This window comes from Pseudomonas sp. QE6 (assembly GCF_041379005.1).
In the GTDB taxonomy this organism is placed as follows: domain Bacteria; phylum Pseudomonadota; class Gammaproteobacteria; order Pseudomonadales; family Pseudomonadaceae; genus Pseudomonas.
This window is the reverse complement of record NZ_CP166873.1, coordinates 4,003,505-4,024,957: the sequence shown is the minus strand read 5'-3', so window position 1 is coordinate 4,024,957 and position 21,453 is coordinate 4,003,505. Positions and strand designations below refer to the sequence as shown.

At 64.4% G+C, this 21,453-nt stretch carries 21 protein-coding genes and 2 pseudogenes; 15 read left to right on the top strand and 8 right to left on the bottom strand.

The genetic code is table 11. The annotated features are described in order from the left end of the window. Positions 1-212: 212 nt before the first annotated feature. Positions 213-1,541, bottom strand: coding sequence for an FAD-dependent oxidoreductase (locus tag ACAW63_RS18600; protein ID WP_371227574.1), 1,329 nt, complete (start codon positions 1,539-1,541; stop codon positions 213-215). A gap of 481 nt (positions 1,542-2,022) precedes the next feature. On the opposite strand from ACAW63_RS18600, the gene ACAW63_RS18595 reads away from it, so the two are divergent. The 3 genes from ACAW63_RS18595 (at position 2,023) to ACAW63_RS18585 (ending at position 4,848) form a co-directional block, all read left to right on the top strand. Then, a complete protein-coding gene (locus ACAW63_RS18595) occupies positions 2,023-3,153 on the top strand; it encodes a helix-turn-helix transcriptional regulator (protein ID WP_331319980.1) in 1,131 nt (376 codons plus the stop codon). A 75-nt stretch (positions 3,154-3,228) separates the two neighbouring features. Then, positions 3,229-3,399 (top strand): hypothetical protein, encoded by a 171-nt coding sequence (locus ACAW63_RS18590; protein ID WP_331319981.1) that lies wholly within the window; start codon positions 3,229-3,231, stop codon positions 3,397-3,399. 156 nt (positions 3,400-3,555) lie between these two features. Then, complete coding sequence (locus ACAW63_RS18585; RefSeq protein ID WP_371227572.1) at positions 3,556-4,848, top strand: MFS transporter; 1,293 nt, start codon at positions 3,556-3,558, stop codon at positions 4,846-4,848. 33 nt (positions 4,849-4,881) lie between these two features. On the opposite strand, the gene ACAW63_RS18580 is transcribed toward ACAW63_RS18585, so the two are convergent. After that, a complete protein-coding gene (locus ACAW63_RS18580) occupies positions 4,882-5,775 on the bottom strand; it encodes an amino acid ABC transporter substrate-binding protein (protein WP_371227570.1) in 894 nt (297 codons plus the stop codon). Further along, entirely contained in the window at positions 5,772-7,109 is a 1,338-nt protein-coding gene (gene potE / locus ACAW63_RS18575) for a putrescine-ornithine antiporter (RefSeq protein WP_371227568.1), read from the bottom strand. The genes ACAW63_RS18580 and potE overlap by 4 nt, the downstream gene beginning before the upstream one ends. 293 nt (positions 7,110-7,402) lie before the next feature. Between potE and ACAW63_RS18570 the strand changes: the two genes are divergently transcribed. Continuing rightward, positions 7,403-8,377: a quinone oxidoreductase gene (locus tag ACAW63_RS18570; protein WP_371227566.1), complete on the top strand. Its 975-nt coding sequence runs from the start codon at positions 7,403-7,405 to the stop codon at positions 8,375-8,377. A gap of 43 nt (positions 8,378-8,420) precedes the next feature. Continuing rightward, complete coding sequence (locus ACAW63_RS18565) at positions 8,421-9,338, top strand: LysR family transcriptional regulator (protein WP_371227564.1); 918 nt, start codon at positions 8,421-8,423, stop codon at positions 9,336-9,338. A 14-nt stretch (positions 9,339-9,352) separates the two neighbouring features. Here the strand turns inward: ACAW63_RS18565 and ACAW63_RS18560 are convergent, their stop codons facing one another. Further along, positions 9,353-10,300 (bottom strand): Dyp-type peroxidase, encoded by a 948-nt coding sequence (locus tag ACAW63_RS18560; RefSeq protein ID WP_371227562.1) that lies wholly within the window; start codon positions 10,298-10,300, stop codon positions 9,353-9,355. A 280-nt stretch (positions 10,301-10,580) separates the two neighbouring features. On the opposite strand from ACAW63_RS18560, the pseudogene ACAW63_RS18555 reads away from it, so the two are divergent. The 5 genes and pseudogenes from ACAW63_RS18555 to ACAW63_RS18535 all read left to right on the top strand — a co-directional run. After that, positions 10,581-10,721: pseudogene (locus tag ACAW63_RS18555) on the top strand (hypothetical protein); the annotation flags it as partial. Positions 10,722-10,735: 14 nt separating this feature from the next. After that, positions 10,736-10,879, top strand: a pseudogene (locus tag ACAW63_RS18550) (hypothetical protein); the annotation flags it as partial. A gap of 148 nt (positions 10,880-11,027) precedes the next feature. Beyond that, positions 11,028-11,726 (top strand): potassium channel family protein, encoded by a 699-nt coding sequence (locus tag ACAW63_RS18545; protein ID WP_371227560.1) that lies wholly within the window; start codon positions 11,028-11,030, stop codon positions 11,724-11,726. Between the two features lie 97 nt (positions 11,727-11,823). Beyond that, positions 11,824-12,048 carry a hypothetical protein gene (locus ACAW63_RS18540; RefSeq protein ID WP_331319999.1) on the top strand — a complete coding sequence of 75 codons (225 nt, stop codon included), beginning with the start codon at positions 11,824-11,826 and terminating at the stop codon, positions 12,046-12,048. Positions 12,049-12,092: 44 nt separating this feature from the next. Next, the gene (locus ACAW63_RS18535; RefSeq protein WP_371227558.1) at positions 12,093-12,794 is read left to right on the top strand and encodes a YoaK family protein; all 702 of its coding nucleotides are present in this window, start codon (positions 12,093-12,095) and stop codon (positions 12,792-12,794) included. Here the strand turns inward: ACAW63_RS18535 and ACAW63_RS18530 are convergent. Together ACAW63_RS18530 and ACAW63_RS18525 are read right to left on the bottom strand one after the other, a co-directional pair. Continuing rightward, positions 12,791-13,147 carry a YkgJ family cysteine cluster protein gene (locus tag ACAW63_RS18530; RefSeq protein WP_331320001.1) on the bottom strand — a complete coding sequence of 119 codons (357 nt, stop codon included), beginning with the start codon at positions 13,145-13,147 and terminating at the stop codon, positions 12,791-12,793. The genes ACAW63_RS18535 and ACAW63_RS18530 overlap by 4 nt on opposite strands. 87 nt (positions 13,148-13,234) lie before the next feature. After that, positions 13,235-13,465: a hypothetical protein gene (locus ACAW63_RS18525; protein WP_331320002.1), complete on the bottom strand. Its 231-nt coding sequence runs from the start codon at positions 13,463-13,465 to the stop codon at positions 13,235-13,237. A 367-nt stretch (positions 13,466-13,832) separates the two neighbouring features. On the opposite strand from ACAW63_RS18525, the gene ACAW63_RS18520 reads away from it, so the two are divergent. The 3 genes from ACAW63_RS18520 (at position 13,833) to ACAW63_RS18510 (ending at position 17,668) form a co-directional block, all read left to right on the top strand. Next, positions 13,833-15,191, top strand: a complete 1,359-nt coding sequence (locus ACAW63_RS18520) for a glutamine synthetase family protein (protein ID WP_275607131.1) — start codon at positions 13,833-13,835, stop codon at positions 15,189-15,191. 81 nt (positions 15,192-15,272) lie between these two features. Then, positions 15,273-16,358 carry a polyamine ABC transporter substrate-binding protein gene (locus ACAW63_RS18515; protein WP_371227556.1) on the top strand — a complete coding sequence of 362 codons (1,086 nt, stop codon included), beginning with the start codon at positions 15,273-15,275 and terminating at the stop codon, positions 16,356-16,358. A 14-nt stretch (positions 16,359-16,372) separates the two neighbouring features. Continuing rightward, the gene (locus ACAW63_RS18510; RefSeq protein ID WP_371227555.1) at positions 16,373-17,668 is read left to right on the top strand and encodes an NAD(P)/FAD-dependent oxidoreductase; all 1,296 of its coding nucleotides are present in this window, start codon (positions 16,373-16,375) and stop codon (positions 17,666-17,668) included. 46 nt (positions 17,669-17,714) lie between these two features. Here ACAW63_RS18510 and ACAW63_RS18505 read toward each other — a convergent pair whose 3' ends face one another. Both ACAW63_RS18505 and ACAW63_RS18500 read right to left on the bottom strand, forming a co-directional pair. Next, complete coding sequence (locus ACAW63_RS18505; RefSeq protein WP_371227554.1) at positions 17,715-18,617, bottom strand: helix-turn-helix domain-containing protein; 903 nt, start codon at positions 18,615-18,617, stop codon at positions 17,715-17,717. A gap of 161 nt (positions 18,618-18,778) precedes the next feature. Further along, entirely contained in the window at positions 18,779-19,678 is a 900-nt protein-coding gene (locus ACAW63_RS18500; protein ID WP_371227552.1) for a LysR family transcriptional regulator, read from the bottom strand. A 262-nt stretch (positions 19,679-19,940) separates the two neighbouring features. Between ACAW63_RS18500 and speB the strand changes: the two genes are divergently transcribed. After that, positions 19,941-20,912, top strand: a complete 972-nt coding sequence (speB, locus tag ACAW63_RS18495) for an agmatinase (RefSeq protein ID WP_371227550.1) — start codon at positions 19,941-19,943, stop codon at positions 20,910-20,912. 40 nt (positions 20,913-20,952) lie between these two features. Then, positions 20,953-21,408, top strand: a complete 456-nt coding sequence (locus ACAW63_RS18490) for an N-acetyltransferase family protein (protein ID WP_371227548.1) — start codon at positions 20,953-20,955, stop codon at positions 21,406-21,408. The last annotated feature ends 45 nt before the right edge of the window (positions 21,409-21,453 follow it).

The following is a 21,453-nucleotide window of genomic DNA, read 5'->3' as shown; positions in this document are numbered from 1 at the left end:
CACGACCCGACCTTGGGCCCGGCGCCGAGCAGTGTTCCCTGCTCATTGGTGAAGGCGAACTTCATGGCAGGCGACCTCTGTTGAGTCGGATATTCTCAGTCTGGGGGCACCACCCTGGACGGAAATCGTCCGAATGGACAAGGGCGCCACCGACCGGAGCGCGGATAGCAGGACGCTCCCGGTAGTGATCACCGGGAGCGTCCCATGCAGGCTCAGCCCTGTGTTGCGGCGTGATGGCCGGCCTGGCGGCCGAAGAAGCTGGAGTCCGCCAGCGACAGGCCCGAGCTGTACCCTCCGCCCCAGCGCGGCAGGCCGCAGCTGGTTCTGCCGGCAGCGTAGAGCCCGGCGATGGGCTCGCGCTGCTGGGTGAGCACCTGGCCGGTCGGCAGCGTGTCGAGACCGCCGAGGGTGAAGTGGGGGTAGAAGGCGTAATCGAAGCGGCAATCCAGGGCGACGAAAGGCGGCTCATCCAGCGGCTTGAGCCATTTCGCCGCCTTGTGGAACAGCGGATCGCGGCCTTCGGCGGCATGTCGGTTGAAGAATGCGACGCTCTCGGACAGGGTGCCCGAGGGCAGTCCCAGCTCCTGCTCCACCTCCTCCCAGGTCTCGCCGACGGCGGCGATGTCGATGCGGGTGAATTCGGCCGGGCGCTCGAAGCAGGCGTTGTCGGCCAGCAGGAAGACCCGGTCCCCGCCCTGGCGCAGGATGTGATAGCCGACGCGGCCGTGGTAGCAGTCCTCGTTGATGAAGCGCTGGCCGCGCTGGTTGACGAAGATGCCCTGGACCAGCGATTCCGGGGCGTAGAACGGCAGGCTGACGAAGGCCTCGTCCATGTGGATCGCCGCGCCGCCGACGCTCATGCCCAGCTGGATGCCGCTGCCATCGTCCCCCGGCGTGCCGATCGGGTTTTCGTTGTGCATCAGTTGCGGAGCGTGGCGACGCACCATTTCGCGGTTCATTACGAAGCCACCGGCGCACAGGATCACGCCCTTGCTGGCACGGATGAAGCGCTGCTGGCCGTCGCAACGCGCCACCACGCCGTGCACCTTGCCCTCGTCATCGGCGACCAGGGCCAGTACGCGGCTGTCGTAACTCACCTCGACGCCGAGTTCGACGACACGGGCAGCGAGGATGTCCAACAGCAGGCGACCGCCGCCCCAGCCTTCCCACTGCAGCGTATGGCCTCGCGGACAGGGCTTGGCTTCGGCCGCGAAGGGCCAGGCCTCCTCGCTGCCGGACCAGATCAGGCAGTCGTCGGTGACCGGCTCCACCATCTTCTGCGGGAGGAAGGTGTTCTTGTACGGCACGCCCTGGGCCACCAGCCAGTGGTAGTGGTCCAGGCTGTTATCCGCATAGAGGCGCGCCTTGGCCTCATCGGCGTCCGGCCCGCCGGCCATCATCAGGTAACGGAACAGGTCTTCGGTGTCGTCGCTGAAGCCGGCATTGCGCTGGGCCGGGGTGCCACCGCCGCCGCCGAGGTAGATCTCGCCGCCCGAGAGCGCGCTGGTGCCGCCGCTGCCGGAGGTAGCCTCCAGCAACATCACGCCCCCCCCCCGCAGCGGCGGCCTCGATCGCGGCGCAGGCGCCGGCGGCGCCGAATCCGACCACCAGCACCTCGGTTTCCTGGTCCCAGGCGGGGACTTCATGCAGACGACAGGGACGGTTCACGGAGAACGCGGATGACATGCAGACGCTCCTTCTTCTTGTTGTTCTGGCAAATGGACCTGCGGGCCGAGGTCGAACAGAAGCAGCGGGGATCGGGCGAAGAACAGAGGCCGACGTCGTCCCCCCGGCGAACAGGGACTGCCTCACCTTACCGACAGTGGGCAGGACGGCCCTCGTCCGATTGAACTAGCCCCGGTCGACCGGGCCGGCTGCGCGGAGGCCGCTTGCGGGATGGCGCGTCCCTAGCAACGCGCCTTTGCCACCCATCCCCTGCCTAGCGGGACGGATTGCCTTTTGCCGGAGGCGCCGCTTAATCTCGTCAGCGCTTTCCTACTACAAAAATAAGAAATGGTTCTAATGGCACACTCGCTTTCGCTCGATCAGTTCAGCGGAATGCTCGGCAATCTCTATCAGGGCCCTCTGGAGCCCACGCCGTGGCAATCCTTTCTCAACCAGCTCAACCAGTTCCTCGACGCCAAGTACGTCACCTTCATCCTGCGTCCGCCCAGCGACGAGAACGAAGGGCTGATGGTCAATGCCAACGGCAGTTCCGCCGAAATCGTGGCGTCGTACAGCCGGTACTATTTCAGCCTCGACCCCTTCGTCGACCTGCCCAGCGGCCAGGTCGTGACCATCGATGAATTCATCTCCCAGGAAGCCTGGCTGGCCTCGGAGTTCTACCGCAACTTCGCCGCACCGGCCGGGGTGTTCCATATCCTGGGCGCCGACATCCGCACCAGCGATGGCGCCCTCTGCCGCATCCGCGTCTGCCGCGGCATCGAATCCCCGGGCTTCACCGAAGACGACAAGGCGCGGCTGGCGTATTTCGTGCCGCACCTGGAGCGCTCGGTGGTACTGCACACGCAGATGAACCGCATCGAAACCGAACGCAACCTCTACGCCGGCGCGGTGGACCAGTTCGCCGTCGGCACCATCATCCTCGACGAGACCGGCAAGATCCTGCAGACCAACCAGGTGGCCGAGAACCTGCTGCGCGAGAAAGACGGGCTGAAAGTCAGCGGCGACAACCTGCAGGTCGGCACCACGCGGGACAGCCAGGAGTTCCGCCGCCTGGTGAAGCAGGCCCTGCAATCGCAGAAAGGCTCGCAGCCCTCGGTGGTCGAGGCCATGCGCGTACAGCGCCCGTCGGGCCGTGCGGACCTGGGCATCGTCGTGCGTTCGGTACCGCTGAGCGAGTGGAACGAAGGCAGGCACTGCCCCTCGGTGGTGATCTTCGTCAGCGACCCGGAACAGGAGGCCCGCGCCCCCCAGGAAATCGTCAAGGCGCTGTTCGACCTGACGCCAGCCGAGTCCCAGCTGGCGATGCTGCTGGCCAATGGCCTGACCCTGGACGAAGCCTCCGAGGAGCTGAACATCAGCCGCAACACCGCGCGCGCCCACCTGCGCTCGACCTTCTCCAAGACCGGCGTGACCCGGCAGACCATGCTGGTACGCCTGATACTGCGCAGCGTCGCCTCCCTGGGCTAGTCCCAGCGGACGATTTGGCCGTCGGCCTCCGAGACTACCGTGCAATACCCGGGGTTAGTCGACGAGGCCGCTGCCATGTCCCGATTCATTCCTCTGCTGATCACGATCGTCATCTGCAGCTGCCTGCTGGCCGCGCGCTACATGCTGGACAGGTACGAAGCCTCGGCGAAACAGGCCAGCCTGGAGGAACGGCGATCCCCGGCCGCGCCGTGCAGCGTGGGCAACTGCCTGCGGCAGCTGCCGTGATCCCGCCCCCCAGCCTCACCCTATCCCGGCTACCGGCCCACCGCTCCGCCGAGGGACATCGGTCCACCGCTCCACCCGGCCGGCGACGCCCAGCGGATGCCCCGGCGAACCCTGGCGCCCGTCAGCGCCGCCCCTACCAGCCAAGAGGTGATCGCCATGCGGCGCACGCAGAACACCAGCGCGGAGCTGGACGTGGAATGGCCCCTGCCTTCCGAACCCTCCTTCCCCGCCTGTACCACCCACGCCCCCGATCAGCGGCAGGCCTGGATACTGGTATTCGGACTCACCCTGATGCTCTGCGTCGGTTTCGGCACCACGCTCAACTCCCTGGGCGTGTTCATGCTGCCGATCAGCGCGACCTTCGGCTGCAGCAACGCGCAAGCGGCGTTCCTCGCCACCGCCTTCATTTTCAGCATGACCCTGGCCACCCCCGTGGTCGGCTGGCTGCTGGACCGCATCGCACCGCGCACCGTGATGGTCAGCGGCGCAGCGCTCGCCGCCCTGGCCAACCTGCTGGGCGCACACAGTTCGGATATTGGCCAACTGACGCTGGCCATGGCGTTGAGTGGCGTCGGCATCGGCGCCTCCACCTACGTGCCGGCGATTATCCTGGCCGCACGCTGGATCACCCCACTGCGCCAGGGCCTGGCCTTCGGCGTGCTGCTCGCCGGCGCATCGGTGGGCGCGATGCTGTTCCCCATGCTGCTCACCGAAACCATCGGCCGCCTGGGCTGGCGCGACAGCATGCAGGCTATCGCCCTCCTCCTGCTGCTGACCTGCGTTCCGCTGCCGCTGCTGCTGGCGCGGCTGCCGCCGGCGCAGTCCCCGGAGCAGGCACCCGCGGACGACATCCCCAGCGCCGGATCTGGCATCGGCGACGCCCTGCGCACGCCGGTCTACTGGTGGTGGATCGCCATGCAGACCCTGCTGGTTCTGAGCAGCATCGGCATCTTCATCAACCTGGTGCCTTACCTGGTATCGACGGGCTTCGCCGCGCCAATGGCCGCTCTCGTCCTGGCCGGTACCAGCGGCGCTGCCATGCTCGGAAATTTCGTCTTCGGACTGGTCAGTTCACGCTACAGCGCAAGGAACATACTGTTGCTCGGCACTCTCATCGGCGCGGCGGGGCTCCTCTGCCTGCTGGGCGCCCCCGTTCCCACGCTGGGCACCGGCGCCATCGTCCTGTTCGCCCTCCTCTGGGGCGGCACCTTCAACCTCGTCAACCAACTCGCGCCCCTGCTGCTGGCGGACATCATGGGCCAGCGCAACTTCGGCAGCCTGCTCGGCATCGGCAACCTGATCTCCGGCCTGGTGGCGGCCTTCGGTCCGGAGGCGGTCGGCTACCTGGTCGACCTCACCCACTCCTACACCCCGGCGCTGCTGGCGTGCGGTGCGCTGATGCTCCTCGCCCTGCCCTCCATCGGCAAACAGCGGCCGAAACAGGGATGATGCGAGCCTGGACCCGGTTCCGGCCCCGACGAACTACGGCCGCGAATACACCTTGAACAAGGTCCGGTCCAGTTCGCTGGGGGCCCCGAAGTACTTGCCATAGAGCGCCTGGATGGCGCCGGAGCGATAGACCTGGCTCAGCGCCGTATCTACCTGCAGGCGGAAGTCCTCGTCGCCCCGCGCCATGGCCAGTGCCACCGGGGCGAACTCGAAGCGACGGTCCAGCACCCGCAGGTTGGTGTCGGCGCCGTCCCGCGCCACCAGGCTGCGCAGGGTCATCTGGTCGGCGAAGAACGCATCCACCTTGCCGTCCGCCACCTGCCCGACACCCTCGGCGGGACTCGCCACGGTGCGCAGGGTCACCAGCACCTTGAGCAAGCGCATCCGCTCATGGGCCCAGGTTTCCACCGGCGTACTGCCCTGCACCGCGAAGCTGTAGGCGGCCAGGCCGCGATTGAGTGTCGCGCGCCAGGTTGGACCGCTCTGTTCCACCTCGCCGTTGAGCGCCTTGAGCAGGAACGGCGGCGCATCCTTGCGCACCACCACGCCCAATCCGGCGGTGTACACCGGCAGGGAGAAATCGAGGTCCTGGCGCAGTTTCAGGGTTTCCACCATCGGGCTGCAAAGCAGGTCGACGCCGCCGTCACGCACCAGGTCCGTGGCCTTGTCCGACCTCAGCGGCACGAAACGCACCTTTAAGCGGTCAAGACCCGGCTGGGTCTTGAGTTGGTCCGCCACCTTCTGGCAGAGGTCGATCCCGTAGCCGGCGGCGCCCTCACTTTCGCGGATCGAGAATGGCGGGAGATCCGGCAGGTAGCCCAGGGTCAGGGTGCCGCTGGCGCGGATGCGTTCGAGGGTCTGGGCTGGCGCCAGCAATGGCAGCATGGCCGCCAGCAGGACGGCGACACGAGGGAGCATGCGCTTCATGGCCTGCCCTCCGCGTTGGGCGCCGTCTGCGGTTCGAGGAGCCGGTCGGCGATGTAGCCGAACATCAAGTAGCCCACCGCCGTGACGATCATGCCGCCGAACACCGCTTCCATGCCCGAGGCATAGAGTGCGTAGAAGCTGTAGACCATCGCGACCAGCAGGGCGATGACGTTGCGGTAGCGCGGATAGCCGACCACCCCGGCCTTCTGCATGATCACCAGCAGCGCGGAAAGCGCGGTGATGTAGGGCACGATGTTGGTCACCGCCGCCAGGCTGACCAGCTTGCCGAACTGCTCGGAGGCATTGGGCGAAATGGTGGACACCGCCATGGCGCTTTGCAGCGCGGCGTTCGCCACCAGTCCGGCGATGGGTGCGCCGATCAGGGTGACACGGCTGTAAAGCCTGGGGAACATGCGCTGGTCTGCCGTGACCTTGGCCGTCTGCGCCAGGGTGAACTGCCAGCCCAGCAGCGAGCCGACGCAGGCCATCACCGCCAGTCCCATGATGATGTTGCCGACCACGGGGTTGAACATCTTCGCGTAGACATAGGCGAAAGGCGCGCTGGAATTGGCCAGCTCGGCGTTCGGCACGATGCCCATGATCACCGAGGTGGACAGCACGTAGACGACCGCAGCCCCCAGGGCCCCCAGCAGACAGGCCAGCGGCACGTTGCGCTTTGGATTCTCCACAGCGTCGGAGTTCTGCGCTGCCGACTCCATGCCGAGGAAGGCCCAGAGGGTCAGCGGAATGCTCTGGGTAATGGCCTCGTGGGTGGCGATCCCGTTGGGGTTCCAGGCCGCGTCAAACACCTGTCCGTCGAACCAGAACCAGCCGATCACCGACAGCCCCGCCACGGGAATGATCACGCCCCAGACCGTGAGCGATCCAATCTGCCCCGTCACCTTGGGACCACCGAAATTGGCCAGCGTGGTCAGCCAGATCAGCGCCACCGAACCCACGAACAGCGGCATCGCCCCGGTGCCGAGCCACGGGATGAAAGGCGTCAGGTAGCCCACCGCGGAAATCGCGATGGCCACGTTGCCGATGGCCAGCGACAGGAAGTAGAGGTAGGAGCAGAGGAAGAAGGCCGACTTGCCGTGGGCCTCCTCGGTGTAGGCCGACATCCCGCCCGATCGTGTGCAGTAGATACCGCATTGGGCGAAGCAGTAGGCGATGGCCATCGACCCGACGGCGGTGACGGCCCACGACAACAGCGAAATCGCGCCCAGCTGCGCCATGCTCGTGGGCAGCATGATGATGCCCGACCCCATCATGTTCACCGCGACCAGGGTGGTCAGCCCCGTCAGCGTCATTTTCTTTGCGGAACCTTCCATGTGGAGCCCTGTTTATCGATGGGTATCGCCAGAGGATAGGAGCAGTTCGCCAGCGCTGCCTTTACCCACGACACAGAATTCACCGCCGCCAACGGCCACTCCGTCACAAGGACCCATTTCGATCGGCGCTCCAGGCTGCTGGCTTCCTCAGATTCGCCAGCGCGCTTTCGGGCGAGAGGATCGAGCATAATTACTGCACCCAGCGCAGTTATCATCTGCATTTCAACCATCTAGTTCCCACTTGAATAGTAATTAGACTGCCGATCATCGTTCACAGTCAGAGGCAAAAAACGATGATTGCTCGTGTAACGCTGCAACAGTTCGGCGGGCCGGAGGTGCTGCGGATCAGCCAGGTAGAAAGCCAGCAACCCGGCCCTGGCGAGGTCTGGCTGGAACAGGCGGCCGTCGGCGTCAACCCGCTGGATGCCAGCCAGCGCTCGGGAGCGGTGAAGATTCCCCTGCCGGCCACGCCGGGGCTCGAAGGCGCGGGCATCGTGGCCGCCGTCGGCGCGGGTGTCACCCAGGTAGCGGTCGGCGACCGGGTCGCCTATGCCACCGGCCCCCTGGGCGGCTATGCGAGCGGGCGCCTCTATCCGGCGGAGCGTCTGGTCCGGCTGCCCGACGAGTTGGGCTTCGACGAGGCGGCGGCAGTCCTGTTCAAGGGCATCACCGCGCAGTACCTGCTCAAGACCACCTACCCCGGCGGTCCCGGCACGCGGGTGCTGATCTACGGCGCCGGCGGCGCGCTGGGGCAGATCATGGTGTCCTGGGCGAAGCACCTGGGGGCCTTCGTCATCGGCGTCGTGTCCCGCCAGCAAAGCGTCGAGCGCGCGCGGGCGGCAGGCTGCGACGAGGTGCTGGTATTCGATGCCCAGGCCCTGGCCGGACAGGTGCTCGACCTCACCCAGGGCCGGAAGGTCGACGTTGTCTACGATCCCATCGGCCGGGTGTCCTTCGCCGCTTCGCTGGACTGCCTGCGCCCCCGGGGCCTGCTGGTGAGCTTCGGCATGACCAGCGGCGCGCCACCGGCGGTGGAGCTGGCCACGCTCAACGCCAAGGGTTCGCTGTTCCTCACCCGCCCATCCCTGGCGGCGCACACGGCGACCGCCGAGGAATACCAGGAGCGCGCACGGGACGTGTTGCAGGCCGTCGCCGCGGGTATCATCCGGCCTCGGGTCTGGCAGCGCTACCGGCTCGCCGACGCCGCACGCGCCCATGCCGACCTGGAAGCCGGGCGCTCCGAAGGCGCCATGGTGCTGGTGCCGTGAAGCGTGTACGCCCGATCAATGGATTCGCCAAACCGGGAGCCTTATGGATCTGTTCGATAGTCGACAGGCGGATGAACTCGCCACCCTCCTGGCGCTGTTCGAGCACGGCTCCTTCGCCGCCGCAGGCAGGGCCTTGCAGCGCCACCCCTCGGTGCTGTCGAAACGGCTGAGCGCGCTGGAGCAGCGCCTGGGGGTGCGGCTGGTAGAACGCACCACCCGGCAACTGCGCTTCACCGGCGAAGGCTTGCGCCTGGCCGAGCGCCTGTGCCACGCCGCCAGCCTGATCCAGGAAGCCCAGGAAGAAGCCATGCACAACGCCGCCCAGGTGCAGGGGCGCCTGCGCATCGCGCTGCCGTCGGCGATGGGCCGGCTCTGGCTGAGTCCGATCATCGCCGGCTTCGCCCTCGTGCACCCGAAGGTTGCCCTGGACATGGAGTACTCCGAGCGCATCGTCGACCTGGTCGCCGAAGGCTTCGATGCGGCCATCCGGGTCGGCGAACTGCCCGACAGCCGCCTGGTCGCGCGCAGGCTTTGCGCCAGCCACCGCATCCTCTGCGCCGCGCCGGATTATCTGGAGCGCCACGGCAGTCCCGCAACACCCGCGGAGCTTGCCGGGCACAACTGCCTGGGCTTCACCGGCCTGCAGTCCTATCCCGACTGGAAGCTCACCTGCGACGGTGCCCAGCAGACCGTCAGGATCACCAGCACCCTCACCAGCAACGACAACGAGTCGCTTCTATCGGCTGCACGCGCCGGCGTCGGTATCCTGGTCGGCGGCGAGTGGCTGATGAAGCACGATCTCGATTCCGGGCGACTGGTCCGCGTGCTGCCTGGCTGGCGGCTCGACGCAGACGCCGGGGTCTACCTCGTCCGCCCGTCATCGCGCTACGACACCGCCACCGCCGAAGCGTTTCGCCGCTGGATCGAGGAGCATTTCGCCAACGGCGCGCCCTGGGCGTGAGCTGTGGCGGCTGGCTATGGCGCCTTGTCGGCCAGCGACTCCAGCAGATCGGCGGACGGCACGAAGAACAGGCTGCCCGTCACCGCCCTGCTGTAGTCCAGCAGGCGGTCGTAGTTGCCCGCCGGCCGGCCGATGAACATGTTCTCCAGCATCTCCTCGATCGGCTCCGGCGAGCGGGCGTAGCCGATGAAGTAGGTGCCGAACTCCCCTGACCCAGGCCGGCCGAAGGGCATGTTGTCGCGCAGGATCTTCACCTCCTGCCCGTTCTTCTCCAGGGTGGTCAGGGAGCTGTGCGAGCAGCTCGGCTTCACCGACTCGTCCAGCTCGATGTCCGACAGTTTGGTGCGCCCGATGATGCGTTCCTGGGCCTCGGTGGAAAGCTCGTTCCAGCCCGCCATGTCATGCAGGTACTTCTGCACCAGTACGTAACTGCCGCCAGCGAACTCCGCATCTTCCTCGCCGATCAGGGTGAAGTGTTCCGCCTCGCGGCCGACCGGGTTCTCGGTGCCATCGACGAAGCCGACCATGCTGCGCATGTCGAAATAGCGGAAGCCGTGGACTTCGTCGACCACGCGAACCGCGTCGCCCAGCCGTGCAAGCAGCAGGGTCGCCAGTTCGAAACAGAGGTCCATCTGCTCCGCCCGGAGATGCAGCAGGAGGTCGCCGGGCGTGGAGACCGCGACGCGCTCGCCCGTGCCGATTTCGCGGAACCTATGCAGGGACGCAGGACGCGGAGCACCGAACAAGGCGTCCCACGCCCCGCTGCCAAAACCCACCACGCAGGAAAGATTGCCGGTGGGTACGCGTTTGCCAACGGAGCGGACCAGGGCGGCCACGTCACCGCACAATGAACGCACGGCGTCCTGGTGCTTCTCGCCGGGCGTCAAGGTTGCGACAAGGAAGATCGCGCTACGGGTGATCGGACTATCGACCGCTTGGGGTACCGGAGAGTCGTTGAGCATTTTTCCATCACTCGCCATCGAACTGGGTGCGATTGAGACTATCAGAGCTGGCGAATTACGACGGCTGCGTTCGGTAAACAACGGCGGCTACCGCAGGCCATGGTGCCCGGAATTGAGCTAGTCTCAGGTCGGCTGAACACCATGAGCCAAGGGAATGGCCGGGATGCCGAGAGGGCGGGAAAACCCTCCTTCAGGACCGCCAGGCAGGCTTCCCGTCAACCGCTGATTCAGCAGCATCGCCCAAGGAGGGTAACGACTGGTGCACCCACTCATATTCCCCATGGCCGTCCATGTAGCGCTTGCCGCTCTTCTCTACGTGCTGCTGACCATCGCGCGGGCGCCCAAGGTCTGGGGTATTGGCAAGAGTCCGGATGGGAGCAATCCCTGGGAAACGGTGGAGCGTCGCATCAGCGCCAACCTTTCCAATCAGTTCGAATGGCCGGTGTTCTTCCACGCCGCCTGCCTGCTGCTGATACAGAGTCAACTCGCGGTAGCGGCGCAGCCTGGCTTGCCTGGATTTTCATTCTCGGACGCGTGGCTCACAGCTGTGTGCAGATACTCACGACGAATATCCGGTTGCGGGGTCTGGTCTTCACCATCAACTTCCTCGCCACGCTGGCCATGTGGGGGGTCGTCATTCTTTCTCTCCCAGAGCACAACCTGACAGCCCATTCCATAAGAATGCATGCTATTGCGGGCGTCAGTTCGCACCTGAAGGAAGCTTGGTATGACACACACAAACGACAAGACGGAGTCCGACGAGGATCTGTCGCAGATGATCATTGGCATCGGACCCTGCACCTATCTGTTGCTGCTGCTGATTGGATTGATCCTCGTGTTTCCCTACCTGGAGGAAGGCATACTCCCCCGCACGCTGCTCGGCGTCCTGTTCTCAAGCGTGCTGCTGGTGGGGGCGTTCGCTGGCCCGCAATCTCAGCGAGGGTTAATCCTCAAACTGGGCCTGGCGCTACTGGGGATCGGCCTTCAATGGGCTGCACTGTGGACTGGGAATCTGGCGACTCTGAACCTTGCCGGCATAGCCTATACGGCATCGCTGGCAGTCTCGATCAGCGGCGTGCTTCGCTATGTGCTCAAGCGCGGGCGGATTACCGCCGACAAACTGCATGGTGCGTTGGCGGGGTACATCATGCTGGCCTTCGCCTGGGCCTTCATCTATGCACTGACCGAATTGGACGCCGCCAGCTCATTCGGCCCCGCGCTTCTCGATTTCACACAACCCGGCACCTTCTTCAAGCTGATCTACTTCAGCTTCACCACCCTCACCACCACCGGCTACGGTGACATCGTGCCCCTTACCAATCACGCCCGCTCACTGGTAATGATCGAAGAGTTCACCGGGGTCTTCTACGTGGGCGTTCTGATCGCACGGCTGGCCGGTCTCTATCCATCGCCGTCGCCCCGATGACAGCTGGCCGCGACCAACCCGGGACAAACTTCCGTCGTATTGCCCAATAGCCATCGGAAATCGAAAATAGCGTCGACCCAAAGAGAGGTGACCCGCCATGATCCTGCGCGGTATGGCACAGATGCACATCGACGACCTGCCCGCCCGATTCCAGGCCCTGCTGCGAGAGCAGCCTGGCAGGGAGCCATCGGGTTTCGTCTGGGTGGTGTTCTATCAGGGCCGCCTGTTCGGCGCCTATCCCGATGCCGATCTCGCGTTGCGCAAGGTGACCGAAATCGAGCATTGCATCAGCGAAGACGAAGTGCCCAGGGCGCAATGCTGACGCCCTGCCCGTTACCCTTCCCTCATCCAGCCAGGCGCCTTTAGATGCTCCCCCATGCTCCCACGCCTCGCAGCGCCAAGAGATCCCGACTACATGTATTGCGCGGGCGCGTCGGCTTGGGGCTCGTCGCCGGCCTGTCCGTGCTGGCAGGCATGACCGATGCGATCGGCTTCCTGGCCACGGGCGACTTCGTCTCCTTCATGAGCGGCAACACCACCCGCCTCGCCGTCGCCGTGAACGACCATGACCTGAGCACCCTCGGGCGGCTATCGCTCGCGGTGCTGTGCTTCGTCGCCGGCAACGCCCTGGGTGTCGTCCTGGCCCGCGGCTTCAAGCGGCGCGCCACGCCTTTGCTCATCATCGTCGCGGCGCTGCTTGGCTTCGCCGCCCTCTGGCCCGAGGAGCGGAACCTCCCGGCCTTCGTTGCGGCGATCGTGTCGATGGGGATGCTGAACGCGGTGGTGGAACAGGTGAATGGCATGCCCATCGGCCTTACCTACGTGACCGGTGCGCTGTCACGCTTCGGGCGTGGTCTCGGGCGCTGGCTGCTGGGTGAGCGCAACAATGGCTGGCGGGTTCAACTCGTGCCCTGGAGCGGCATGTTGCTGGGCGGCGCGGCGGGTGCCTTCCTGGAGCATCACCTGGGCTTGGGGGCCATGGCCGTGAGCGGTGCCTTGGCCTGCGCATTGGCCGTGATCGTCTACTTCGTCCCGCGCTCCTGGCAGTTGGGCTACATGCCCCGCTAGACCAGTACCTGCCGGGTGGTAGCGATCAGCTCGTGCACCTGGCGCTCGACCTGCTCGTCCGTGGGGCTTTCCGGGCCCCGGCCACGCGGGCATGGCAGGCTCGGAGTCGTGCCGAACAGGCGGCAGATCAGCGGACGCTCCTCGTACACCTCGCAGCCATGCGGCCCCAGGTGCACGCAGTTCCAATGCGCCAGGGCGGCGTCATGCTCGGCGTCGCTCTTCACGGGCAGGCGCGACATTTCCTCCGACGAGGCGGTCACCGGCCCGCAGCAATCGTGGCAGCCCGGCACGCAGGCGAAACTCGGAATCTGCCGGCGCAAATGGTCGATCTTTCGACGGGTCGTGCAGCTCACAGGATGCCCCAGCCCAAAGCATTGGCCGGCATTCGCGGATAGGGATCGTTCAATGGCATCGCGTCGTCTCCGAATGACTCTGCGGGTTCAGAGATGGATTTCCACGTTCTTGATGCCAAGCTCACGCAGCTCGACGATCAGGCCATCCAGGTGCGCAAACGACTCGACCTGCTCGCTCTCATCCACCAGGAAAAAGCTGCGCCCCGCGTCCTTCTTGAAGAACACGATCCACTCTTTCGTATTGGTCGGGTTTGCGATCACGTGCGTGTCGAAGGAGATGCCTGCGGCATTCCGGGCTTTCACATCGTTGCGCTTCACTCAAATCACCTTGCTACGTCCGTACTTGCATCTGTCCAACAGGATTGCCCTCGACCCGGCGCGACACCGGATCAGCACAGGCTGGCCCGAATCTCGGCCGGCCTGCTTCAAGCGCTTTCCATGATCGTTACATGATAACACCCTGCAACCGAGTCGTTGGCAAGGTGGGTCGTGGGCCATGAGCCCCCCACCCATGGCCGGCCGGAAGTCCCTCCCCCTCATTCATGCGCTTGGGCACGCCATGCCTGCCGAATCTGCGGAAAGTGGATAGAACGGGAACCCGGCTCTCCCCAACACTACCCATGCGTCGACCCAAAGCGAGGTCGACTTCCTTCCTGTGCCTTCCATCTACCCATTAGAGGCTTGCATGAGCACCCCCGCCGATCAGCTGAGTTCCTGGCTGAAGCAACACCAGATCACCGAAGTCGAGTGCGTCGTCAGTGACATGACCGGTATCGCCCGCGGCAAGATTTCCCCGACCAACAAGTTCCTCGGCGAGGGAGGCATGCGTCTCCCCGAGAGTGTGCTGCTGCAGACGGTCACCGGGGACTATGTCGACGACGATATCTACTACGACCTGCTGGACGAAGCGGACATCGATATGGTCTGCCGTCCCGATCCGGACGCGGTGTTCGTGGTGCCCTGGGCCATCGAGCCGACCGCGATGGTGTTCCATGACACCTACGACAAGTACGGCAACCCCGTCGAACTGTCGCCGCGCAACGTGCTCAAGCGCGTGCTGAAACTCTACGCGGACAAGGGCTGGAACCCGATCGTCGCGCCGGAAATGGAGTTTTACCTGACCAAGCGCAGCAGCGACCCGGACTTCCCGCTGGAAGCCCCGGTAGGCCGCTCGGGCCGTCCGGAAAGCGGCCGGCAGAGCTTCTCCATCGATGCCGCCAACGAATTCGACCCGCTGTTCGAAGACGTCTACGACTGGTGCGAAGCCCAGGGCCTGGACCTGGACACCCTGATCCACGAGGACGGTCCGGCGCAGATGGAGATCAACTTCCGTCACGGCAACGCCCTGAGCCTGGCGGACCAGATCACCGTGTTCAAGCGCAGCATGCGTGAAGCGGCGCTCAAGCACGACGTGGCGGCGACCTTCATGGCCAAGCCGATCACCGACGAACCCGGCAGCGCCATGCACATTCATCAGAGCGTGCTGGACATCGCCACCGGCAAGAACATCTTCGCCAACGCCGACGGCTCGATGAGCGAACTGTTCCTGCACTACATTGGCGGCCTGCAGAAGTACATCCCGAAAGTGCTGCCGATGTTCGCGCCGAACGTGAACTCCTTCCGCCGCTTCCTGCCGGACACCTCCGCGCCGGTGAACGTCGAGTGGGGCGTGGAAAACCGCACCGTCGGCCTGCGCGTACCCGCAGCCTCCCCCGAAGCCATGCGCGTGGAAAACCGCCTGCCCGGCGCCGACGCCAACCCCTACCTGGCGCTGGCCGCCAGCCTGCTGTGCGGCTACCTGGGCATGGTCGAGCGGATCAACCCCAGCGCCCCGGTCGAAGGCCGCGCCTACGAGCGCCGCAACCTGCGCCTGCCGATCACCATCGAAGACGCGCTGGCGCACATGGAAGAGTGCCAGGTGCTGGAAGACTACCTGGGCCGCAAGTTCGTCCAGGGCTACGTCGCGGTGAAGCGTGCCGAGCACGAGAACTTCAAGCGCGTGATCAGCTCCTGGGAACGCGAGTTCCTGCTGCTGAGCGTCTGACGCCCGCGCCCGCCAAAGCCTGCCAGCGGCCTCCCGGGCCCGCCGGCAGGCTCCTGAACACCTACAAGAAAAGGAGTCCGCATGAGACTGCTCAAACCCCTTGCGGCGTTGGCATTTGCCGCGCTGGCGCAGAACGCCCACGCCGAGCCGACGGTCAGCATCTACAACTGGACCGACTACATCGCCCCCGACACCCTCGTCGGCTTCCAGAAGAGCACCGGGATCAAGCCGGTCTATGACGTCTTCGACTCCAACGAGACCCTGGAAGGCAAACTGCTGGCGGGCCGCTCGGGCTATGACGTGGTGGTGCCGTCCAACCACTTCCTCACGCGCCAGGTACAAGCCGGGGTCTTCCTGGAACTGGACCGCAGCAAGCTGCCGAACTGGAAGCACCTGGACCCGACGCTGCTCAAGCTGCTGGAGCAGAACGACCCGGGTAACCGCCATTCGGTGCCCTACCTGTGGGGTACCAACGGCATCGGCTATAACGTCGAGAAGGTCAAGCAGGTGCTGGGCGTCGACAAGATCGACTCCTGGTCGGTGCTGTTCGAGCCGGAGAACCTGAAGAAGCTCAATACCTGCGGCGTCGCCTTCATGGACTCCGCCGACGAGCTGATCCCCTCGGTGCTCAACTACCTGGGCATGAACCCCAACAGCAGCAACCCGGCGGACTATGCGAAGGCCGAGGCCAGGCTGATGGAGCTGCGCCCCTACGTCACCTACTTCCACTCCTCGAAGTACATCTCCGACCTCGCCAACGGCAACATCTGCGTGGCCTTCGGCTACTCCGGCGACGTCTTCCAGGCCGCCGCGCGCGCCAAGGAAGCCAAGAACGGCATCGAGATCGCCTACAGCATCCCGAAGGAAGGCGCCAACCTCTGGTTCGACCTGATGGCCATCCCGTCGGACGCGAAGAACCCGGACCAGGCCCTGGCGTTCATCAACTATGTGCTGGAGCCCAAGGTCATCGCCGGGGTCAGCGAGTACGTCGGCTATCCCAACGCCAACGCCGACTCCAAGGCCTTCCTGGACCAGGAGACGCTGAACAACCCCGAGGTCTACCCGAGCCAGGCCGTGCTCGACAAGCTGTACATCTCCAACGCTCCGCCGCCGAAGATCATGCGCTTGATGACTCGCAGCTGGAGCAAGATCAAGTTCAACCAATGACCCGAGAACGTCCCATGAATCATGCCGGCGAACACGTCGCGTCCTATTACGCAGCCACTGCGCGCGACAAGCAGACCTACCCAGTCCTCGAAGGTGAGGTCCAGGCGGAGGTCTGCGTCATCGGCGGCGGTCTGACCGGCGTCAACACGGCACTGGAGCTGGCCCTTCGGGGCCACTCCGTGGTGCTCCTGGAAGGCCGTCGCGTCGGCTGGGGCGCCAGCGGCCGCAACGGCGGGCAGCTGATCCGCGGTATCGGCCACGACGTCAGCGGCTTCGCCAAGTACGTCGGCGAGGACGGCGTGCGCTACCTGAACCAGGCGGGCTTCGACTCGGTGGCGCTGGTGGCGGAACGCATCAAGCAGTTCGACATCACCTGCGACCTGCGCTGGGGCTTCTGCGAGCTGGCCAATACGCCTGCGCAGTTCACCGCCATGGCGGAGGAGCAGCGCGAGTTGCAGTCGATGGGCTATGGGCATCAGACCAGGCTTGTAGGCGCCGGCCAGATCCATGAAGTGGTGGCCAGCAACTGCTATGCCGGCGGTCTGATCGACATGGGCTCAGGCCACCTGCACCCGCTCGACCTGGTGACAGGGGAAGCACGGGCGGCCAGCAGCCTGGGGGTGAAGATCTTCGAGCAGAGCCCGGTCCTGCGCATCAGCCACGGCCATTCGGTCACGGTGCACTGTGCCAACGGCCGCGTGCGGGCGGACAAGCTGGTGCTGGGCTGCAACGCCCACCTGGAAGAACTCGAGCCGCGCCTGACGGGCAAGGTGCTGCCGGCGGGCAGCTACGTCATCGTCACCGAACCGCTCGCCGAAGAGGTCGCGGCAAAGCTGATCCCGCAGAACATGGCGCTGTGCGACCAGAAAGTGGGACTGGACTACTACCGGCTGACCGCCGACCGCCGCCTGCTGTTCGGCGGTGCCTGCCACTACTCCGGGCGGGACCCTGCGGACATCAGCGGCTACATGCGGCCGAAGATGCTGAAGGTCTTCCCGCAACTGGCCAATGTCCGCATCGACTACCAGTGGGGCGGCATGATCGGCATCACCGCCAACCGCTTCCCGCAGGTGGGCCGTCTGGCCCAGCACCCGAATGTGTACTTCGCCCAGGGTTACTCGGGGCACGGCCTGAACGTGACCCACTGGACCGCCAAACTCCTGGCCGAAGCGATTTCCGTAGGCCAGAGCCAGGGGCTGGATGTGTTCAGCGCAGTACCGCACCTGACCTTCCCGGGCGGCAAACTGCTGCGCTCGCCCCTGCTGGCAATGGGAATGCTCTGGTACCGGATACGCGAAATGATTGGCTGAATAGGCCAGGCGGAGCAGCTCGATGCCGAGGGGGCTCCGCTTTTTTTCAGCTCGGCAGCATGCTCACGGCGCAGCGCTCGGCTCCGCGCTTGAGCGTCGCCTTCGGATACTCGCCAAAGAGCGCCTGGTAGGCCTGGGAGAATCGCCCCAGATGCCAGAACGACCAGCGCATCGCGATCTCCGCGACATTGACCCCGGCGCCACCGGCGGCCAGCAGATCACGCCGGGCAGCGTTCAGGCGGCGATTGCGCAGCCAGACGGTGGGCGGCATACCGGCATACTGGACGAACGACTGCTGCAACTGCCGCACCGAGACACCGGCGATCTGAGCCAGCTCCGGGACACCGAAGCTGTCCTGCGGACAGTCGTTGACCACCTCTTTCACCCGCTCGACGACGCGCTTGGCGTGGCGCTCGGAGCGACGACGCTGCCCCACCTCGACCGCCTCTTCCAGCAGCGAGAAGCAGCCCTCGGCGACCTGCTGGGCGAATCCGGGCGCATCCACGTTGACGTTGCCTTCCACGGCCCCGGCCAGCAACTGGCTCAGGGAGGTGGCAAAGGCGCTGCAATTCGCCGAGCGCAGCGGCTGCAGCACCAGGCCCTCGAAGTCTGCGGCGGAGCGTCCCCAGGTGGAGGCGTCCTTCAGGACCACGGCAACTTCACGGTAATTCTCAGGGGTGACCCAGGCGTTGTGCGTGTGCCCATCCAGCAGGTAGAGGGCGCTGTCGTTCATGTCGAAGCTGAACACCAGGGTATCGGCGGGGGCATGGAATTCCTGCTCGACCCGCAGGTTCATGCGCTCTTCGTAGAGCTGGACCTCCCCCGTCTCCGCGTGCACGAGGCGACCGCAAAAGCGACCAGCTGACATCTGCGTGTACTGCTCTTCCCAACCCGGCAGCACCGCACGCGGCTCGTCAACCTCGCGAGCCTCCATCACCTTGATCGCCATCACACACCCGGATATTTATTAATATTATTAACTATCAGACTACCAATCGCTGACATCCGCACGCAACCAGAGCGGTGCCAATCAGCATGGATCGTCAATGTTCTGCACACGGCAGGATTATGACCCAATACGCCGGAATCCGGCACGCTTTACCTGACCGGCTACCCAACGTCCTTGTCATAGAGTTCCGTCATTTCATCCCTGAACGCCTGGATCAGCGGCTCGCGAGTTCGCCCGTTCTTCATGATGAGCGAGAATTCGGCCTGATAGCCAAAGTGCTCTGGTAGGAGCCTGATCAGCCGGCCCTGCATCTCCCACTGCTGAGCCAGATGATCCGGCAGATAGCCGATATAGCTCCCGCACAACACCAGGATCAGCTCGGCCTCCATGCTGTCGATAGTGGCGGAGCACTCCTTGAATCCGTGCCGTGCCACTTCCGCGCTCGACCAGTAGCCCCGTTTGACCAGGGCGTGCTGCCTGATCGTCTCCGGGGTCTTGTGCAACTCCCGTGACAATGGATGCCTGTCGCTGCAATACAGCCAATGTTGCTCGATATAGAGATCGATATATTTCAATCCGCTCATCTTCGTAGGCAACGAGCCGATTGCCAGATCGATCTTGCCTTCCAGGACTTCCCGTTGAAGTTCGAAAGGACTCAGCACTTTAAGATTGACATGCACCTTGGGGTGCTTCGATGCAAAGTTCCCAAGCAGATCCACTATGTTGACCTGCTTGTCGGTGATCATGGAGTCGAGTATCCCTATGGAAATCGTCCCGCGTAACTCGCCCTTCAACTCAAGCACATAGTTCTCGAAACCATCGATCTGGTTCAAGAGATTCTGCGCCTCATCGTAAATCAACTGCCCTTTACTGGTCAGGCTGAACCCTGATCTGCCGCGGCTGCACAGTTGCATGCCTAGCTGCGCTTCGAGCTGGCTCATATAGCCGCTGATGGCCGGCGTCGACATGTTCAGGTCCTGCTGCGCTGCAGAAAATCCCTTGTTCCTGACCACGGCAACAAAAACCCGCAGCAGACGAATATTGTATATGTTCTCTTTCATCCTGCACCGAGCACGCTATTGACCCGCCTTGTTCGCACAATGCCGAAAGCCTGTCAAGAATCATGGAATTATATTCATAATATCATTAACCAAGCACTTCACGATCCGCTATTTATCCCGGACTGAACAGCCGATTAAATGAAGCGCGACGCCATATCGACAGTCCATTGCGCTGAATGCATATGTTTCAAGACTGTTGCCTGGCACTGAACAACAAGAAACGGCAACGCTTTCCAGGCTTGCGGCAACTGCGGGGGTAACCATGTCCGACTCCAAACTCAAAACCAACTTCTCGGACGGGACTTCATACGACCCGCAGAAGCGCCCGAGATTTAACGAAATCGCGAGCTTCATGCGTGCCCCAGTCGCGGACACGCTGGATGGGGTCGATATCGGCCTGATTGGCGTGCCGTTCGATGGCGGCACCTCGTTCAAGCCTGGCGCGCGCCTCGGCCCCCGCGGAGTCCGGCAGCAATCCTGTCTGATGCGCACCCGGAATCACGCCTCGGGCATTGCCCCGTTCGACCTGTGCAACATTCGCGACCTGGGCGACGTTTACCTCGATCGCATGTACAACATCGAGGACGCCCACGCCTGCATCGAGAACTATTACCGGGAGATTTGCGCGCGCAATATCATGCCGCTCACGGTTGGCGGGGACCATTCGATCACCTATCCGATCTTCAAGGCGCTGGCGAAGGACGGCCCTATCGGCATGGTCCACATCGACGCGCATACCGATACCTGGGACAGCCTCTACGGGTCGAAATTCTTCCACGGGGCGCCGTTCCGCAGAGCGGTCGAGGACGGCCTTCTCGATCCACTGCGCACCATCCAGATCGGCATCCGCGGCTCCGAACATTCGGGCACCCCGAACTACAGCCTCGAATGCGGCATGCGGGTCATCTTCATCGAGGAGTTCGACGACCTCGGCGTCGAGGGCGTGCTCAGGGAAGTACGCAGGGTCGTGGGTGACGGCCAGACCTACGTGTCATTCGATGTCGACGGACTCGACCCTGCCTTCGCACCCGGAACCGGCACCCCCGAAGCCGGCGGCATCTCGATGCGGGAAGCCATGCGCCTGTTGAAAGGACTACGCGGACTCAACCTCATCGGAGGCGACGTGGTGGAGGTCGCTCCGGACCTGGACCCTTCCGGAATGACTGCGCTCAATGCCGCGACGCTGATGTTCGAGCTGCTTTGCGTCCTCGCCGATGCACGCGTGAACCGATAGCGGATGCATCCTGTCTTCGCCCTTACAGTGAAATCGCCCCATGACCGACCTGACGTATCGCCCTGCCGTACCTGATGACGCTGCCCTGTGCATCACGATCCGCGGACTGACGAGAGAAAACGCCTTTTCCGAGGAGGAGCTGCGTGCATTGGGCATCACCGCCGAGTCATGGAGCCGTGGAATCCAGGATGGCAGTTGTCCCGGCTTTGTAGCCTGCCGGGAAGGCCGGATGATCGGCTACTGCTTCGGCGACCTGGAATCCGGTGAGATCGTCGTTCTCGCCCTGCTCCCCGCCTACGAGGGACAGGGAATCGGCAAGACCTTGCTCGGACTGATGATAGAGACGCTGGCGCGCCAAGGATTCAGGCGCCTGTTCCTGGCCTGCTCCAGCGATCCGAAGGTTCGCTCCCATGGTTTCTATCGATACCTGGGCTGGGTGCCGACTGGGGAACGGGATGAGTACGGCGACGACATCCTGGAACTCTCGGTCCACTGATCGCTGCTGCCTGTCTTCAGCGGCGTCGTCCACTCGGGCGACGCC

Coding starts and splice junctions, on each gene's coding strand:
- ACAW63_RS18600 (WP_371227574.1), bottom strand. CDS start 1,541: ATGTTGCTGGAGGCTACCTCCGGCAGCGGCGGCACCAGCGCGCTCTCG.
- ACAW63_RS18595 (WP_331319980.1), top strand. CDS start 2,023: ATGGCACACTCGCTTTCGCTCGATCAGTTCAGCGGAATGCTCGGCAAT.
- ACAW63_RS18590 (WP_331319981.1), top strand. CDS start 3,229: ATGTCCCGATTCATTCCTCTGCTGATCACGATCGTCATCTGCAGCTGC.
- ACAW63_RS18585 (WP_371227572.1), top strand. CDS start 3,556: ATGCGGCGCACGCAGAACACCAGCGCGGAGCTGGACGTGGAATGGCCC.
- ACAW63_RS18580 (WP_371227570.1), bottom strand. CDS start 5,775: ATGAAGCGCATGCTCCCTCGTGTCGCCGTCCTGCTGGCGGCCATGCTG.
- potE (WP_371227568.1), bottom strand. CDS start 7,109: ATGGAAGGTTCCGCAAAGAAAATGACGCTGACGGGGCTGACCACCCTG.
- ACAW63_RS18570 (WP_371227566.1), top strand. CDS start 7,403: ATGATTGCTCGTGTAACGCTGCAACAGTTCGGCGGGCCGGAGGTGCTG.
- ACAW63_RS18565 (WP_371227564.1), top strand. CDS start 8,421: ATGGATCTGTTCGATAGTCGACAGGCGGATGAACTCGCCACCCTCCTG.
- ACAW63_RS18560 (WP_371227562.1), bottom strand. CDS start 10,300: ATGCTCAACGACTCTCCGGTACCCCAAGCGGTCGATAGTCCGATCACC.
- ACAW63_RS18545 (WP_371227560.1), top strand. CDS start 11,028: ATGACACACACAAACGACAAGACGGAGTCCGACGAGGATCTGTCGCAG.
- ACAW63_RS18540 (WP_331319999.1), top strand. CDS start 11,824: ATGATCCTGCGCGGTATGGCACAGATGCACATCGACGACCTGCCCGCC.
- ACAW63_RS18535 (WP_371227558.1), top strand. CDS start 12,093: ATGCTCCCCCATGCTCCCACGCCTCGCAGCGCCAAGAGATCCCGACTA.
- ACAW63_RS18520 (WP_275607131.1), top strand. CDS start 13,833: ATGAGCACCCCCGCCGATCAGCTGAGTTCCTGGCTGAAGCAACACCAG.
- ACAW63_RS18515 (WP_371227556.1), top strand. CDS start 15,273: ATGAGACTGCTCAAACCCCTTGCGGCGTTGGCATTTGCCGCGCTGGCG.
- ACAW63_RS18510 (WP_371227555.1), top strand. CDS start 16,373: ATGAATCATGCCGGCGAACACGTCGCGTCCTATTACGCAGCCACTGCG.
- ACAW63_RS18505 (WP_371227554.1), bottom strand. CDS start 18,617: ATGGCGATCAAGGTGATGGAGGCTCGCGAGGTTGACGAGCCGCGTGCG.
- ACAW63_RS18500 (WP_371227552.1), bottom strand. CDS start 19,678: ATGAAAGAGAACATATACAATATTCGTCTGCTGCGGGTTTTTGTTGCC.
- speB (WP_371227550.1), top strand. CDS start 19,941: ATGTCCGACTCCAAACTCAAAACCAACTTCTCGGACGGGACTTCATAC.
- ACAW63_RS18490 (WP_371227548.1), top strand. CDS start 20,953: ATGACCGACCTGACGTATCGCCCTGCCGTACCTGATGACGCTGCCCTG.